This window comes from Sphingomonas sp. CFBP 13720 (genome assembly GCF_014842075.1).
GTDB lineage: Bacteria > Pseudomonadota > Alphaproteobacteria > Sphingomonadales > Sphingomonadaceae > Sphingomonas.
The window spans coordinates 73,659-88,106 of sequence record NZ_JACYVA010000006.1; the positions used below are offsets into that span (position 1 = coordinate 73,659).

At 68.7% G+C, this 14,448-nt stretch carries 17 protein-coding genes and 1 tRNA gene; 16 read left to right on the top strand and 2 right to left on the bottom strand.

The window, feature by feature from the left end:
* Positions 1–8 precede the first annotated feature (8 nt).
* On the bottom strand, positions 9–578 hold the full coding sequence (locus tag IFT55_RS12860; protein ID WP_192092676.1) for a PRC-barrel domain-containing protein: 570 nt from the start codon (positions 576–578) through the stop codon (positions 9–11).
* A 171-nt stretch (positions 579–749) separates the two neighbouring features.
* Here IFT55_RS12860 and IFT55_RS12865 point away from each other — a divergent pair, with 171 nt between their 5' ends.
* From IFT55_RS12865 to IFT55_RS12880, 4 genes are all read left to right on the top strand, one after another.
* Positions 750–2,060, top strand: coding sequence for a thiamine pyrophosphate-dependent enzyme (locus tag IFT55_RS12865; protein ID WP_192092678.1), 1,311 nt, complete (start codon positions 750–752; stop codon positions 2,058–2,060).
* 10 nt (positions 2,061–2,070) lie between these two features.
* Positions 2,071–3,075: an alpha-ketoacid dehydrogenase subunit beta gene (locus IFT55_RS12870; RefSeq protein WP_274604046.1), complete on the top strand. Its 1,005-nt coding sequence runs from the start codon at positions 2,071–2,073 to the stop codon at positions 3,073–3,075.
* Between the two features lie 6 nt (positions 3,076–3,081).
* Positions 3,082–4,407, top strand: coding sequence for a dihydrolipoamide acetyltransferase family protein (locus IFT55_RS12875; RefSeq protein WP_192092682.1), 1,326 nt, complete (start codon positions 3,082–3,084; stop codon positions 4,405–4,407).
* A gap of 62 nt (positions 4,408–4,469) precedes the next feature.
* The gene (locus tag IFT55_RS12880) at positions 4,470–5,183 is read left to right on the top strand and encodes a DUF4163 domain-containing protein (protein ID WP_249403810.1); all 714 of its coding nucleotides are present in this window, start codon (positions 4,470–4,472) and stop codon (positions 5,181–5,183) included.
* A gap of 242 nt (positions 5,184–5,425) precedes the next feature.
* Here the strand turns inward: IFT55_RS12880 and IFT55_RS12885 are convergent, their stop codons facing one another.
* A complete protein-coding gene (locus IFT55_RS12885; RefSeq protein WP_192092684.1) occupies positions 5,426–7,195 on the bottom strand; it encodes a DUF885 domain-containing protein in 1,770 nt (589 codons plus the stop codon).
* A 101-nt stretch (positions 7,196–7,296) separates the two neighbouring features.
* Between IFT55_RS12885 and folK the strand changes: the two genes are divergently transcribed.
* The 12 genes from folK (at position 7,297) to IFT55_RS12945 (ending at position 14,445) form a co-directional block, all read left to right on the top strand.
* The gene (folK, locus tag IFT55_RS12890; protein WP_192092686.1) at positions 7,297–7,767 is read left to right on the top strand and encodes a 2-amino-4-hydroxy-6-hydroxymethyldihydropteridine diphosphokinase; all 471 of its coding nucleotides are present in this window, start codon (positions 7,297–7,299) and stop codon (positions 7,765–7,767) included.
* Positions 7,768–7,807: 40 nt separating this feature from the next.
* A tRNA-Lys gene (locus IFT55_RS12895) sits at positions 7,808–7,883 on the top strand.
* 195 nt (positions 7,884–8,078) lie between these two features.
* Positions 8,079–8,786 carry a flagellar hook-basal body protein gene (locus IFT55_RS12900; RefSeq protein WP_192092688.1) on the top strand — a complete coding sequence of 236 codons (708 nt, stop codon included), beginning with the start codon at positions 8,079–8,081 and terminating at the stop codon, positions 8,784–8,786.
* The gene (locus IFT55_RS17705) at positions 8,783–9,556 is read left to right on the top strand and encodes a flagellar hook-basal body complex protein (RefSeq protein ID WP_192092690.1); all 774 of its coding nucleotides are present in this window, start codon (positions 8,783–8,785) and stop codon (positions 9,554–9,556) included. The genes IFT55_RS12900 and IFT55_RS17705 overlap by 4 nt, the downstream gene beginning before the upstream one ends.
* Positions 9,557–9,582: 26 nt before the next feature.
* Entirely contained in the window at positions 9,583–10,206 is a 624-nt protein-coding gene (locus tag IFT55_RS12910; RefSeq protein WP_192092692.1) for a hypothetical protein, read from the top strand.
* Complete coding sequence (locus tag IFT55_RS12915) at positions 10,203–10,763, top strand: flagellar basal body L-ring protein FlgH (protein WP_192092694.1); 561 nt, start codon at positions 10,203–10,205, stop codon at positions 10,761–10,763. The genes IFT55_RS12910 and IFT55_RS12915 overlap by 4 nt, the downstream gene beginning before the upstream one ends.
* Positions 10,760–11,896 (top strand): flagellar basal body P-ring protein FlgI, encoded by a 1,137-nt coding sequence (gene flgI, locus IFT55_RS12920; RefSeq protein ID WP_192092696.1) that lies wholly within the window; start codon positions 10,760–10,762, stop codon positions 11,894–11,896. Before IFT55_RS12915 ends, flgI begins: the two co-directional genes overlap by 4 nt.
* Entirely contained in the window at positions 11,893–12,252 is a 360-nt protein-coding gene (locus tag IFT55_RS12925) for a flagellar basal body rod protein FlgB (protein WP_197976451.1), read from the top strand. The genes flgI and IFT55_RS12925 overlap by 4 nt, the downstream gene beginning before the upstream one ends.
* Position 12,253: 1 nt before the next feature.
* On the top strand, positions 12,254–12,679 hold the full coding sequence (locus tag IFT55_RS12930) for a flagellar basal body rod protein FlgC (RefSeq protein ID WP_192092698.1): 426 nt from the start codon (positions 12,254–12,256) through the stop codon (positions 12,677–12,679).
* On the top strand, positions 12,676–12,984 hold the full coding sequence (locus IFT55_RS12935) for a flagellar hook-basal body complex protein FliE (RefSeq protein ID WP_192092700.1): 309 nt from the start codon (positions 12,676–12,678) through the stop codon (positions 12,982–12,984). The genes IFT55_RS12930 and IFT55_RS12935 overlap by 4 nt, the downstream gene beginning before the upstream one ends.
* Positions 12,981–14,150, top strand: coding sequence for a flagellar basal-body MS-ring/collar protein FliF (gene fliF / locus IFT55_RS12940; RefSeq protein ID WP_192092702.1), 1,170 nt, complete (start codon positions 12,981–12,983; stop codon positions 14,148–14,150). Before IFT55_RS12935 ends, fliF begins: the two co-directional genes overlap by 4 nt.
* A complete protein-coding gene (locus IFT55_RS12945) occupies positions 14,137–14,445 on the top strand; it encodes a hypothetical protein (RefSeq protein WP_192092703.1) in 309 nt (102 codons plus the stop codon). The genes fliF and IFT55_RS12945 overlap by 14 nt, the downstream gene beginning before the upstream one ends.
* Positions 14,446–14,448: the final 3 nt, after the last annotated feature.

A 14,448-nucleotide genomic window follows, 5' to 3' on the forward strand; every position in this document is an offset into this window, starting at 1 on the left:
GGAAGGAGCTACAGGCTTTCCGGCCAGTGGTCGGCTGCGATGGGCGGCAGGGCGCGGATGGCTTCGGCCTCCAGCGTTGTCGTCACGCCGTCCGCGCCGAACACCAGTTCCCGTGGCGACATGGCGTGCAACGTTTCGCCGACGCCGCCGATGCCGCCGGTGCTGATGACGACATAGGCGATGGCGTTGTCGGCACATCCCAGCATCGCATCGACGATCGTGCCGATCGTCGCGCCATCGGGGCCGGTCACGTTGCGGCCGACGATGCCGCCGGCGGGATAGAGCGTCGGCACGTCGCGACGGGCGCTGGCGGTGGCGGCGCGGGTGCTGCCCTTGTCATAGGTCGCCTGCCGCCCCAGCCAGCGCCAGATTCCGACGAGGTTCACCAGCGTCAGGAAAGCGTTGGACAAGACGAGGTTGGTCTGTCCGCTCGACAGGCCGACCGTGGTCCACGCGACCGAACCTACGGTAAACACGACGAAACCCCAGCCGGTCACGCGCGCGCCGAGATTGGCGGCGGTCATCATCGCCGCAATCATCGTCGCGGCGGGCGCGATCCATCCAGCCAGTTCCGCCACTTTAATCTCCCTTGTTTTGCAGTAGCATACGGGTCAGCTGGTCGCGGGTTCCGTTGAAACGGGCGGGAATGCGGCAACAGCCTCTCGCCAAGCGCGTTGAAATTATAGTACAAGCCTTTGTAACGAGTCTGCGCGACCGGTTCCTGGCGATGCGGACGAAATGGAGAGTGCATGACCGGCGACAGCCGCACCAATCTGCCGCGCCTTGCGCTGCATGTGCCCGAACCGAAATTCCGCCCCGGCGACACGGCGGACTTCGCAGCGGTGACCGTGCCGCCTGCCGGCGCGCAGTCCCGGCCCGATACCGCCGCCAGTCCGCACGACTTTCACGACCTATCCTATACGCTGATCCGCGTGCTGGCCGACGACGGCCGCGCGGTCGGTCCGTGGGACCCGCGCCTGTCGCCCGACACGCTGCGCCGGATGCTGCGCAACATGGCGCTGGTGCGCGCGTTCGACGAGCGGATGTTCCGCGCGCAGCGGCAGGGCAAGACCAGCTTCTATATGAAGTGCACCGGCGAGGAAGCGATCGCGGTGGCGGGCACGATGGCGCTCGACCGCGACGACATGACGTTCCCCAGTTACCGGCAGCAGGGCATCCTGATCGCGCGCGACTATCCGCTGGTCGAAATGATGAACCAGATCTATTCGAACCGTGGCGACAAGTTGCAGGGCAAGCAGTTGCCGATCATGTATTCGGCGAAGGATCACGGATTCTTCTCGATCTCCGGCAACCTGACCACCCAATATCCGCAGGCGGTCGGCTGGGCGATGGCGAGTGCGTCGAAGGGTGACACGCGGATCGCGGCGACGTGGTGCGGCGAAGGCAGCACGGCGGAGGGGGATTTCCATTCGGCGCTGACCTTCGCCACCGTCTATCGCGCGCCGGTGATCTTCAACGTCGTGAACAACCAGTGGGCGATCAGCAGCTTTTCGGGGTTTGCGGGGGCGGAGGCCACGACCTTTGCCGCGCGGGCGATCGGATATGGCATCGCCGGGCTGCGCGTCGACGGCAACGACGCGCTGGCAGTGTTCGCCGCGACGCAATGGGCGGCGGAGCGCGCGCGGACCAACCAGGGGCCGACGCTGATCGAACATTTCACCTATCGCGCCGAAGGCCATTCGACGTCCGACGATCCGACGCAATATCGGTCCGCTGGCGAGCCGACGGCATGGCCGCTGGGCGATCCGGTCGCACGGCTGAAGGCGCATCTGGTGGCGATCGGCGAATGGGACGACGACGCGCACACGACGATGGACCGCGAGGTCGCCGAACAGGTGCGCGCGGCGCAGAAGGCGGCGGAGGCGAACGGCATTCTGGGTCACGGACTGCACCAGCCGCTCGACACGCTGTTCGATGGGGTGTTCGAGGAGATGCCGTGGCATTTGCGCGAACAGCAGGCGCAGATGATGGCCGAGGAAACCGCATCGGGCCGCCCATGGGCGCGCAAGGACGATGCCGGCATGGACGGGGGCCACTGATATGGCGCGGATGAACATGATCCAGGCGATCAATTCCGCGATGGACGTGATGATGGCGCGCGACGACGCGGTCATCGTGATGGGCGAGGATGTCGGCTATTTCGGCGGCGTGTTCCGCGCGACGGCAGGGTTGCAGTCGAAATACGGCAAGACGCGCGTGTTCGACACGCCGATCACCGAATGCGGCATCATCGGCGTCGCGGTGGGGATGGGGGCTTACGGCCTGCGTCCCGTGCCGGAAATCCAGTTCGCGGATTACATCTATCCCGCGCTCGACCAGTTGGTCAGCGAGGCGGCGCGGCTGCGCTATCGCTCCGCCGGGGACTTCACCGCGCCGATCACGGTGCGATCGCCGTTCGGCGGCGGGATTTTCGGGGGGCAGACGCATTCGCAGTCGCCCGAAGGCATCTTCACGCATGTCAGCGGTATCAAGACCGTGATCCCGTCGACGCCGTACGATGCCAAGGGGCTGTTGATCGCGGCGATCGAGGATAACGATCCGGTTCTCTTCTTCGAACCCAAGCGGATCTATAACGGCCCGTTCGACGGCAATTGGGACAAGCCGGCACAGAACTGGTCGAAACATCCGGCGGGCGAAGTGCCTGAGGAATACTACCGGATCGAACTGGGCAAGGCCAATCTGGTGCGGGAGGGGAACGACCTGACCGTGCTGGCCTATGGCACGATGGTGCATGTCGCGCTGGCGACGGTCGAGGCGATGGGCATCGATGCCGACATCCTCGACCTGCGCACGCTGGTGCCGCTGGATATCGAGGCGATCGAGGCGTCGGTGAAGAAGACCGGGCGGTGCATGATCGTTCACGAAGCCACGCGCACCGGCGGGTTCGGCGCGGAACTGTCGGCGCAGGTGCAGGAGCGGTGCTTTCACCATCTGGAGGCACCGGTCGAACGCGTCACCGGGTTCGACACGCCATATCCCCACAGCCTCGAATGGGCGTATTTCCCGGGGCCGGTCCGCATCGGACAGGCGCTCAAGAAGATCATGCAGGACTAGATCGCCATGGCATTGTTTTCGTTTCGCCTGCCCGACATCGGCGAGGGTATTTCCGAGGCCGAGATCGTCAATTGGCATGTCGCGGTCGGCGACCGGGTCGAGGAAGACGGCCGGCTGGCCGACATGATGACCGACAAGGCGACGGTCGAGATGGAAAGCCCGGTCGCGGGGACGGTCGTCAAGCTGGCCGGGGAACCGGGCGATCAGGTCGCGATCGGCGCGACGCTGGTGGTGATCGAAACGGCGGAAGAGGTCGTGCAGCCGGTCGAGCCGGCGCGGGTGGCGGCCGAGAATCCGGGCGTGGACGAGGTTGAAGAAACCGCCGTGACGCCCCAGGATCGTCCGGCGCATGGGGAGCCTGACCGGCCCGTGGTGGCGGAACGGAATGTCTCCACGCCGGAGGCCGTTGCGGCGGAAGAGGTTCCGAAGGACCATCCCGCCGCGACCGACGCGGCATCGGCCCGCGAACGGAGTGGCGTACTGGCATCCCCGGCGGTCCGTGCCCGCGCGAAAGACCTTGGCATCGACCTGTCACAGGTGCGGCATGACGGCCCGCACGTCCGCCATGCCGATCTGGACGCGTTCCTGCGCTATGGCAGCGCGCAGGGCTATCACGCCCCGAACGTTTCCCGCGCCCGACCGGACGAGGCGGTGCGCGTGATCGGCATGCGGCGGCGGATCGCCGAGAATATGGCGGCGGCGAAGCGGCATATCCCGCACTTCACCTATGTCGACGAGATCGACGTGACCGCGCTGGATGCGATGCGCGCCGATCTGAACGGTGCGCGTGGCGCGCGGCCCAAGCTGACGCTGCTGCCGCTGCTGATCGTGGCGATCTGTCGCACGCTGCCCGATTTTCCGATGATGAACGCGCGCTACGACGACGAGGCCGGCGTGGTGACGCGGCATGGCAGCGTGCATATGGGCATGGCGACGCAGACCGATGCCGGGCTGATGGTGCCGGTGATCCGCGACGCGCAGGACATGAACGTCTGGCAATTGTCGACCGAGATCGCGCGGCTGGCGGATGCTGCGCGGACCGGCAAGGCGACGTCGGCCGAACTGTCGGGTGGCACGATCACCGTGACCTCGCTGGGGCCGCTGGGCGGGATCACGACGACTCCGGTCATCAACCGGCCGGAAGTCGCGATCATCGGCCCGAACCGGATCGTCGAGCGGCCGGTGTTCCGGGGCGACGACATCGTCCGTGCCAAGCTGATGAACCTGTCGATCAGTTGCGACCACCGCGTCGTCGACGGCTTCGATGCCGCGAGCTATGTCCAGGCGGTCAAGCGGTTGCTGGAAACGCCGGTGCTGCTGTTCGCCGACTGACGCACGGTCAGGTTTTGTACAGCCGCGCGGGGGCATGGCGGGCGGCGAGGGAGACGTGGGCGATGCGGATGCTGGTGATGCTCGGATCTTTGATCGCAGCGGCTCCGGTGGCGGGCGCGCAGACCGGACCGGGCTCGGCGGACTATGACTTCGCCTATCGTTATCCGGCGGAGGCGGGGCGGATCGCGCCGCTGCGGGCTTGGCTGGAGGCGGACAAGGCGAAACTACGCGCGATGATCGCGCGCGATGCGGCGGCGGCGAAGCGCGAAGCGACGCGCGACGGCTATCCATACCGGAAGTACGAGGCCCAGAAACAGTGGCAGCGCGTCGCCGATACGCCGCGGTTCCTGAGCCTGTCGGTCACCGACTACAGCTATAGCGGCGGGGCGCATGGCGGGACCGCATCGGGTGGCCTGTTGTGGGACCGGCGCGCGGGTCGGCGGGTGGCACCCAAGGCGGTGTTCGCATCGGCGGCGGCGTTGCAGGCGGCGGTGATGCCCGATTGGTGCCGATGGATGCGTGCCGAACGTGCGCGACGTATCGGCGAGGTGTCAGGAAACGACCCGGTGTTCGGAAAATGTCCGCCGATCAAGGATGTGACGGTACTGCTCGGATCGTCCAGCGGGCGTGCGATCGACCGGATCGGCATCATCGCGGACCAGTATCTGGTCGGTTCCTATGCCGAGGGGCCGTATGAATACACGCTGCCGGTGACGGCCGCCGTGCTGCGGACGGTGAAGCCCGAATATCGCGGGGCGTTCGCGGTCGGGAAATAGCGTGGGGCGGCTGGTTAGAACGGCCGGCCGGGTAGCGCGGCGTCCGTACGCGATAGCGTCTCTCTCTCTCTCTCTCTCTCTCTCTCTGCGCCTTCGTGGCTTCGCGTGAAAACCTGCTTTCTTTTGGGGCGGGAAGTGGACTGCGGCATTCTGGATGAGCGTGGTGCCTTCCCCATGGAGACCCCAGCCTTCGCTGGGGTGACGGAGCGCGGGGATACGGGGGACGTCTGGCGGCCTGTGCGTCAGGCGATCGGTTCCCCGAACATCAGCGCGCGGACGTAGCGGGTCGGGGGCGAGCCGTGCGACAGGACCGCGTCGTGATAGCGCATCAGGTCGAACTTCGTGCCGTCGCGGCGCTGGGCATCGCGGCGCAGGTCGGTATGTTCGCTGTACCCGACGAAATAGCTGGGCAACTGCGTCGATCCCAGCCGGGCACGGGTCCATTTGCCCGCCGCCTCGCGCTCCTGCTGGAACGCGCCCTGCATCATCATCTCCATCGCCTTCGCTTCGGTCAGCCCTTCGGTATGGATGCCGATGTCGAGCAGCGCGTTGGTGATCGACCGCATCCGCATCTTGAGCACGGTCAGCTTGAACAGCGGGTCGCCGTCGAGATAGTCGGCGTCGGCCATGACCCCTTCGGCGTAGACCGCCCAGCCTTCGACGAACGGCCCGGACGACAATACCGCGCGCAGGACCGAGCGGTTCTCGTTCGAATGCGCGATCTGGAGGTAATGGCCGGGCATCGCTTCGTGGATCGACAGGTCGTGGATCATATAGTCGTTATATTCGCGCAGGAACGACGTCGCCTGCGCGTCGGTCCAGTCGGCGGGGATCGGCGACACGGCGTAGAAGGTGCCGAGGTTCTTTTCGAGCGGGCCGGGGCTGTCGCAATAGGCGACGGCGACGCCCTGCTGGAATTTCGGCATCTCGATGATTTCGACCGGGGTCGCGGGCACGCGGACCAGCCGCTTTTCACGGACGAAGGCGGTGGCGTGCTGTAGCGTCGCGCGCGCCTTCGCCATCACCTGCGACCGTTGCGGGCGGCGGGCGTAGCTGAGTTCCAGCGCGGCCTCGATCGCCGCCTGTTGCTGCGCACGGCTGGGGGAGGCGGGGGTGGCAGGCGCGCCGGGGCGGCCGCGCAGGACCGTGCGGGCCAGCGCGTACATCGCCGTACGGGTCTCGGTCGCGGCGCGGGTGGCGCGGGCCTTGATCTCCGCGCGCGACAGCGGCGAGACGAGCGCATAGGCCAGCTTGGTATCGTACAGGTCCGCGCCGAGGCGGAAATCGCCCTTCGCCGCCGGGACCAGCACCGTGTCGAGCCAGCGTTGCTGATCGGCAACCGCTTTTTTCAGCGTCGCGACGGCACGGTCGAAGCGGGTTCGGTCGGCGCGGGGCAGGGTCGCCTTGTGCGGCGCGAGCATGGTCTCCACGATCTGGAGGATGCCGCCATTCTGTTTGGCGACGGTGGTCGCGTAGACGGGAGGCACGCGGGCGGGGACGATGCTGGCGCGCATCTGGGCGTACATCGCGGGCACCTGTTCGATCCGTCGGGTCGCGGCGCGCAGCCGGGTGCGCCACGGCGCGAAGTCGCGTGCCGCCAGCGCGTACAGCCCGCCCGAAATCGTGCCGCCGGCCCCCTGCGGGTCCCATTCGAACGGCTTGAGCACTTCCAGCGTCCACAATTGGTAGCGCAGGTCGTTGTCGAGCAGCGTGGCATCGACCTGATCGTCGCGTGACAGCGCGCCACGATCGATCGCTGTCAGTTCGGCCAGCGTCTGGCGCAGGAACGCCGCGTCGCGCGCCCGTCCGGCGTCGGACAGGTCCTCGACCTCGGCATCGTGCAGATGGTTGCCGAGCGCCGTCGCGCTGGCGGGGTGAAGCCGGGCGAACCCCGCCAGATACCGTTGCGACAGCCGCGCGAAATCGCCCGCCGCGCCGGGTTGCGCCAGCGCGGGCAGCGCATGGGCGAGCGGCGCGAGCGCCATCAGCGCGACGAAATGGCGGCGGTACATGGTATTCCCCCTTACTAACTGCTCCCCACGCTATCGCCGTGTGCGCCGCGTACAAGCGGATTCGGTGGTGTCGCGCGCCGTCGCACGATAGGCGCGGGCCGATGGACAGCTATGCGATCGCGATCGGATCGAACCGGCCGGGGCGCCACGGCGCGCCCGCCGACGAAGTGCGTGCGGCAATCGCCGCACTGGACGGCGTGTCCGCGGTCGCGCCGATCGTCGGCAGCGCGCCGTTGGGCCCGTCGCTGCGTCGCTATGCCAACAGCGTCGTGCTGGTCGACAGCGGTCTGTCGCCGCCCGGGATGCTGGCGCGATTGAAGGCGATCGAGCGGGCGTTCGGTCGGCGTCGCGGGCGGCGCTGGGGCAGCAGGGTGATCGATCTGGACATCGTGCTGTGGTCCGGGGGATGCTGGCACGACGCACGGCTGACCGTGCCGCATGTCGCGTTTCGCGAACGGGCGTTCGTGCTGGGGCCGCTGGCGCAGGTCGCGCCCGGCTGGCGCGATCCGGTGAGCGGACGCAGCGTGCGACAGTTGCGGCATTTGGTTGACCGCGCCCGTCCGCGTCCCTAGTGCGAGGCGCTTCGATGACCGGTGCGCCGGAATCGGGTGTGGGCCCGTAGCTCAGTTGGTAGAGCAACGGACTTTTAATCTGTAGGTCTCGGGTTCGAATCCCGACGGGCTCACCAAATACGCAAATCGTCGTCGTCATCGTAACCGGCAACGCCGGCGCCGTATCGCGCGCCGTACGTACGGTCATGGCGTTCGGGGCGCGAACCCTCCGCTTTGGAGGTTCGGCGCATCCGAAGCGGAGTTTGTTGCGCTGTCCGTTCGCGCCCCCGTCCGGCATCACCATCCCAGTGGGTGGAACGGGGCGGTCGGACATGTCGGGATTGGTGGATTCGGCGACTGCGGTAATGCGTATGGCGCAGATGCGGCTGGACGTCACTGCGCACAACGTCGCCAACATCGCGACCCCCGGATATAAACGGCGGATCGGCTTCGACGAGACCATCGCGGCGCGCACCGCCCCGGTCGGGGAACCGGTCGCGCTGTCGATCCATGTCGATCGGGCGCAGGCACCGCTGTCGCAGACCGGCAATCCATTCGACCTGGCGATCAGCGGCGACGGATATTTCCGGGTGCGCGACGGCGATCGCACGCTCTACACGCGGCAGGGACAGTTTCGGCGCGATGGCGAGGGGCTGCTGGTGACCCCGCAGGGCTATGTCCTGCAACAGGTGGGCGGCGGCGACGTGACGATCGACGGCGCGACGGCGACGATCATGGCCGACGGAACGATCGTCGATGCCGGGCGACCGGTCGGGCGCGTCGCGGTCGATCGCGGCGGCGATCCGGCGCGGATGACGGCCGTCGGCGAAAGCTTCTTCGCGAGCACCGATGCGGACATGGCGGAGGCGACCGACGCCGTGGTGCGACAGGGCATGCTGGAAGCATCCAACGTATCGCTGGGCGACGAGATGACGCACACGATGGTCGCGGTACGCCAGGCGGAAAGCGGCGCAAAGCTGATCCAGCTGTACGACGAGTTGATGGGCCGCGCGGCGAGCGTCTTCGGAGGCGGTCGGTGAGCGACGCGTATCAGATCGGCGCGATCGGACTGCGGACGCAGCAACAGGCGCTGGACGCCATCGCGAACAACATCGCCAACATCAACACGTCGGGTTTCAAACGGTCGGAGGTGCGCTTCGCCGATGTCGTCGCCAGCCGGCCGGACGCCGCGCTGTCGCCCGCCGACCTGCAATCCACCGCGCCGACCTTGTCGGGCGTCGCCATCGACCTGCAATTCATGCTGAACGATCAGGGGGAGTTGCAGCGCACCGGGGTCACGATGGACGTCGCGGTCGACGGTCCGGGCTTCATCGAACTGATGGGGCCGGATGGGCGGACGCTGTTGTGGCGCGGCGGGCGGCTGGCGATCGGGGACGACGGCGTGCTGGGCAGCGCGGCCGGGTTCGCGCTGAAGGCGAACATCACCGTCCCCGACGACACTACCAGCCTGTCGATCGGAACCGACGGCATGGTCCGGGCGCAGGGTGCGGACGGCACCGCGCCGATCGATCTGGGCCAGATCCGGCTGGTCCGGGTCGCCGATCCGGCGGGGATCGTGCGGCTGGACGGCGGACTGTACCAATTGGCCGACGATGCGCCGCCGGACGAACAGGCGCCGGGCGAGGATGGCGCGGGCCAATTGGTGCAGGGCGCGGTCGAGCGATCGAACGTGCAGCTGACCGAGGAAATGGTGCGCATGATGCTGATCCAGCGCGCCTATGCGGCGAATGCGCAGATCGTTCAGGCGGCCGACCAACTGATGGGGATCGCGAACACGCTGCGGCGCTGACACGTGATCGGGATGGGGAACAGGCAATGATGATGGCTTTGGCGGCCGGGCTGACGCTCGCGTCGACGGCGGTGGTGCATGTGCGCGAGGTGACGCTCGGCGATCTGCTGCGCGATACGCGGGACCGGCGGTTCACCGGGGCGCAGGCGCAGCGCGTGGTGTTGCGGATGCCCGCACGGCAACGGCGCGTGACCCTGACCGGACCGGCGGTCGCGGCGCTGGTGCGGCGTGCCACGGGGTTCGACGTGGCAGGCAACGGCGGCGTCACCATCGCGTTCGATCCGCCCGTATCCCAGCCCCCGCCATGCTGGCGCAGCACGAAGCCATTGGCGGCGGGCGCCGTGATATCGATCCGCGACGTCGCCATTGCGCCCTGTGCATCCGACCCGGCGCGGATCGCGATGCGCGGCGGCCTGCCGGTCGTGCGGTCGGCAGTGACGGCGGGCGCGATGCTGGGTCGCCTGACGCCCGCCACCGCCGACCGGGTGGCGGCGGGCACGACGCTGACGCTGCGTTCGGTGGCCGGTCCGGTCGCGATCGAACGTCCCGTGACGACGCTGCAACCCAGCCAGGCGGGGCGTTCGGTGTTCGTGACCGATGCGCAGGGGCAGGTGTTCGCCGTACCCGTCGCGGCGGGGATCGGGGCATGATGCCGCTGCTCGCACTGGCCGCCGCATTGCTGCCGGGCCCGGCGGACGACCTGTACCGGCCCGGCGGCTGGGGCGCCCTTGTCACCGACCAGCGCGCCACGCAGGCGGGCGATACGCTGACCATCATCGTCCAGCAGACGGCGGATGCCAGTCATTCGGCGCAGAACGATACGCGCAAGGCCACGGATCTTTCGACGGGGATCGATGTGGGATCGATCGCGGAAACCGGCCGTGCGACGATCGGCGGCGGTTTTACCGGGCGGGGCGAGGCGCGGCGGAGCGAACGGCTGGTCACGCGGCTGAGCGTAACGGTGAGCGCGGTGCTGCCGAACGGCGACCTGATCGTGACGGGCCGGCAACGCATGGCGATCAGCGGCGAACGGACCGAAGTCGGCGTGCGCGGCCGGGTGCGCGTCGCCGATATCGGTGCGGACAATACCGTCCTGTCGTCACGCATCGCCGATGCGGAGATCGATTATGGCGGCAAGGGATTCGTATCGCGCGGATCGAAGCCGGGGCTATTGAACCGGCTGTTCGGGCTGCTGGGGCTGGGATGATGCGCCGGCTGGCTGCTATCCTTTCGGTCGCGCTGGCGACCATGGTCGCGACACCGGCCATGGCGCAACCGGTGCCGATCGCGGCGCTGGGCCGGTTCGACGGCTGGCGCCAAAACGCGCTGGTCGGCTATGGGCTGGTCGTCGGCCTGTCGGGGTCGGGCGACAGCCGCCGCAGCGTCGTGACGCGGCAGGCGCTGCGCAACGTGCTCAACCGGTTGGGCACCAACGTCGCCGACGCGGAAATCAGCAGTCGTAACGTCGCGGTGGTGATGGTGACGGGCATGTTGCCGGCATCGGCCAATGTCGGCGACCGGATCGATGCGACGATCGCGTCGATCGGCGATGCACGCAGCCTCGCCGGGGGTACGCTGGTCATGACCCCGCTGCTTGGGCCGGACGGAAAATCCTATGCGCTGGCGCAGGGGCCGTTGCTGGTCGGCGGGCATCGCTTCGACAGCGACCTGAACCGCGAACAGCGCAATTATCCGACCTCCGCCATTCTGGAGGCCGGGGCGACGGTCGAGGCGGCGGTCGACAGCAACATCCTGAAGCCCGGCGGGGAATTGTCGTTCCTGCTCGCCGATCCCGGTTTCGAGACGGCCGAGCGGATCGCGGCGGAGATCGTCCGCCGGTTCGGCGCGGGGGTCGCATGGGCGCGCAACGCCGACGAGGTGCGGGTGCGCTATACCGGCGTGGCGACCGGTCTGACCGGGTTCCTCGCGGCGCTGGAATCGGTGGCGGTGGTCCCGGCGACCGCGCGGCGGGTGGTCATCAACGAACGCACCGGCACGGTGGTCGCGGGCGGCGACGTGACGCTGTCGCCGGTGGTCATCGCACAGGGCGACATCCGCGTGTCGGTGGTGGCGGAGAATATCGCGTCGCAGCCGGGGTTCTATGCGGGCTTCGCCAGCGACGTAGAACCGGATGCCGGGGTCCGCAGCCTGACCGTGACCAATACCCGGCTGGACGTGCGACAGGGGAGCGGCGATGCGGCCATCCGCTTCGGCAGCACGACCATCGCCGATCTGGTGCAGGGCCTGTCGCGGGCACGCGTCGATACGCAGCGGATGATCGGCATCCTGCAGGCCATCAAGGCTGCTGGCGCGCTGCACGCCGAACTGATCGTCAAATGAGGACCATGGACATGGATGCGCTGACCTCGCGCGTCGTCGCCACCGCGCTGGACGGCCTTGCCGCTCGTGCCGAGGCGACGGCCGCCAATATCGCCAACGCCGGCACGCGCGGATACCGGGCGGTGCGGGTCGATTTCGAAACCGAACTGCGCACCGCCGCCGGGCGCGGCGCGGCAGCGGTGGCGGCGGTGCGACCGCAGACGCACTGGGCGGACGTATCCGCCTATGGCGACGAACCCCGGCTCGACCTCGAACTGGCGACGGCGGCGCAGACGTCGTTGCGCTTCGCCGCGCTGATCGACGTGCTGGGCCGCGAAACGGCCCTGATGCGCACCGCGATCACGGGGGGACGCTGAGTTGGACGCCGCCCGGATCAGCCGTACCGGCCTCGATGTCGAATGGCAGCGATTGCAAGTGATCGCCGCGAACATCGCCAACGCCAACAGCAGTGGTGTCAACAACAACGGGGTGCCGCCCTATCATGCGATGCGCCTGGTGTCGGGGCCGGCGGGCGGGTTTCGCGCGATGGTCGGTGCGGGGCCGCAGGTCTCGGGCGTGACGGTGCTGGGCGTCGAGCCGGTCGCGGGCGGGGTGCGGCGGGTCCACGAACCCGGTCATCCGCATGCCGATGCGGAGGGGTTCGTGACATACCCCGGCATCGATCAGGCGGGCGAGATGGCGCTGATGATCCGCACCGCCCGCGCCTATGAAGCGAACCTGACCGCGATGGGCATCGCGCACCAGATGTATGCCCGCGCGCTCGAACTGGGCAAACAGGCATGACCGCCGCGATACCGCCGCTGGGCAGCGTGGAAGCGTCGCCGATCGCGCTGCAACCCGTCCCGGTCGCGGCGATGCCGCCGGTGGTGCCCGGGTTCGGCGCGCTGCTGCTCGACGGCATCCGGACGGTCGATACCAAGCTGGCGGAGGCCGACACGCTCGTGCGGCGACTTGCGGTCGACGACGGCGTGCCGATCCACCACGTCACCATGGCGCTGGAGGAAGCGCGGCTGTCGCTCGAACTCGCGATGCAGGTCCGCGCCCGGCTGGTCGAGGGATATCGCGAGCTGATGAACATGCAGCTATGAGCGATCCCGTTTCCTCTTCCCGGCGGCAGTGGCTGGTGATCGGCGGCGTGTTCGTCACGGTGATCGCGCTGCTGGGTGCGGCCTATTACGCGTTCGCGCGCGGCGGTTATGCGACGCTGGCCGATCATGTGCGGCCGGGGGAGGCGGCGGCGATCGTCGCCGAACTCGACAAGCGCGGCACGGCCTATGAATTGCGCGACGGCGGCACGACGGTGCTGGTGCCGACGGCGCAGGTCGATGCGACGCGGCTGGCGCTGGTGCGGATGGATGCGGGCGAGGTCGGGTTCGAACTGTTCGACAAGTCCGACATGGGGCTGACCGGCTTCGCGCAGAAGATCAATTACCAGCGCGCGTTGCAGGGCGAACTGGTGCGCACGATCGCGCGGATGGACGGCGTGGAGAGTGCGCGGGTGCATCTGGCGCTACCCGAACGGACGCTGTTCCGTGACGACCGGACCGAACCGGGCGCGGCGGTGAGCGTGCAGATGCGCGGGGGCGCGGTGCCCGATGCAGCACGCGTCGCGGGCATCCAGCGGCTGGTCGCGGCGGCGGTGCCGGACCTTCCGGTCGAGCGCGTGGTGGTGCTGGACGCCGAGGGGCGCGTGGTCAGTCCGGCGGCGGCGGAACCGTCGGCGGCAGTTGGGGACGAGCGATATTATGGCGCACTGGCGCGGGCGGCGGTTTCGTCTCTGCGTCCGGGGCTGGCGCATGAGCTGCGCGTGGTGGCGCTGCCACTGCCGCCCGGTGTGGCGGGGACGCCGGGGGTGGAGGCGCGCGATTTCGCCTTGCAGGTGACGCTGGTCACGCCCCGGCCGCTGGATGCGGCGGAGCAGGTGGCGCTGGCCGCCGCGATCCGACCGGCGGTGGGGCTGGACGATGCACGGGGCGATGGGCTGGCGTTCGAAGCCGGAGCGGTCGCGGGCATGGCTGCGGCGGTGCCGGTTGCTCCTCCGGCAGGGCGGGACGTGATCGCACCTACCGCGCCGCCGCCTGACGACGCGACACGGTGGTGGCCGTGGGCGGCGGTCGCGATGGTCGGCATCCTGCTGATCGTATTGCGCCGCCGGTCAGCCGCGCGGCTGTCGGATGCGGAGCAGGAGGCGTTCGCCGAGACGCTGCGCCGCCGGGTCGCGCAGGGCGACGGAGGCGATCATGTCGCAGGCTGACGATCCGATCGACCGGTTGGGGGCTTTGTCGCCGGGGGACCGGCGTGCGGTGCTGGCACGGCTGGCCCCGACCGAACGGCGACGCGTCGTGGCGGCGCTGGATGCGGCCGATCCTGACGCGGCATCACCGTTCGCGGCCGATATCGCGGCGCGGATCGCGGCACCCGGCGATGCGATGACACCCGCCGCGCGCGCGGTGCTGACGCGCATGGCGGGACAGTTCGCGCCGCCATCCCCGTCGCAGCCCGGCCCGTCGCTGTTCGGACGGTTGCGTGCCGCGTTGGGGGGAGGCTGACCG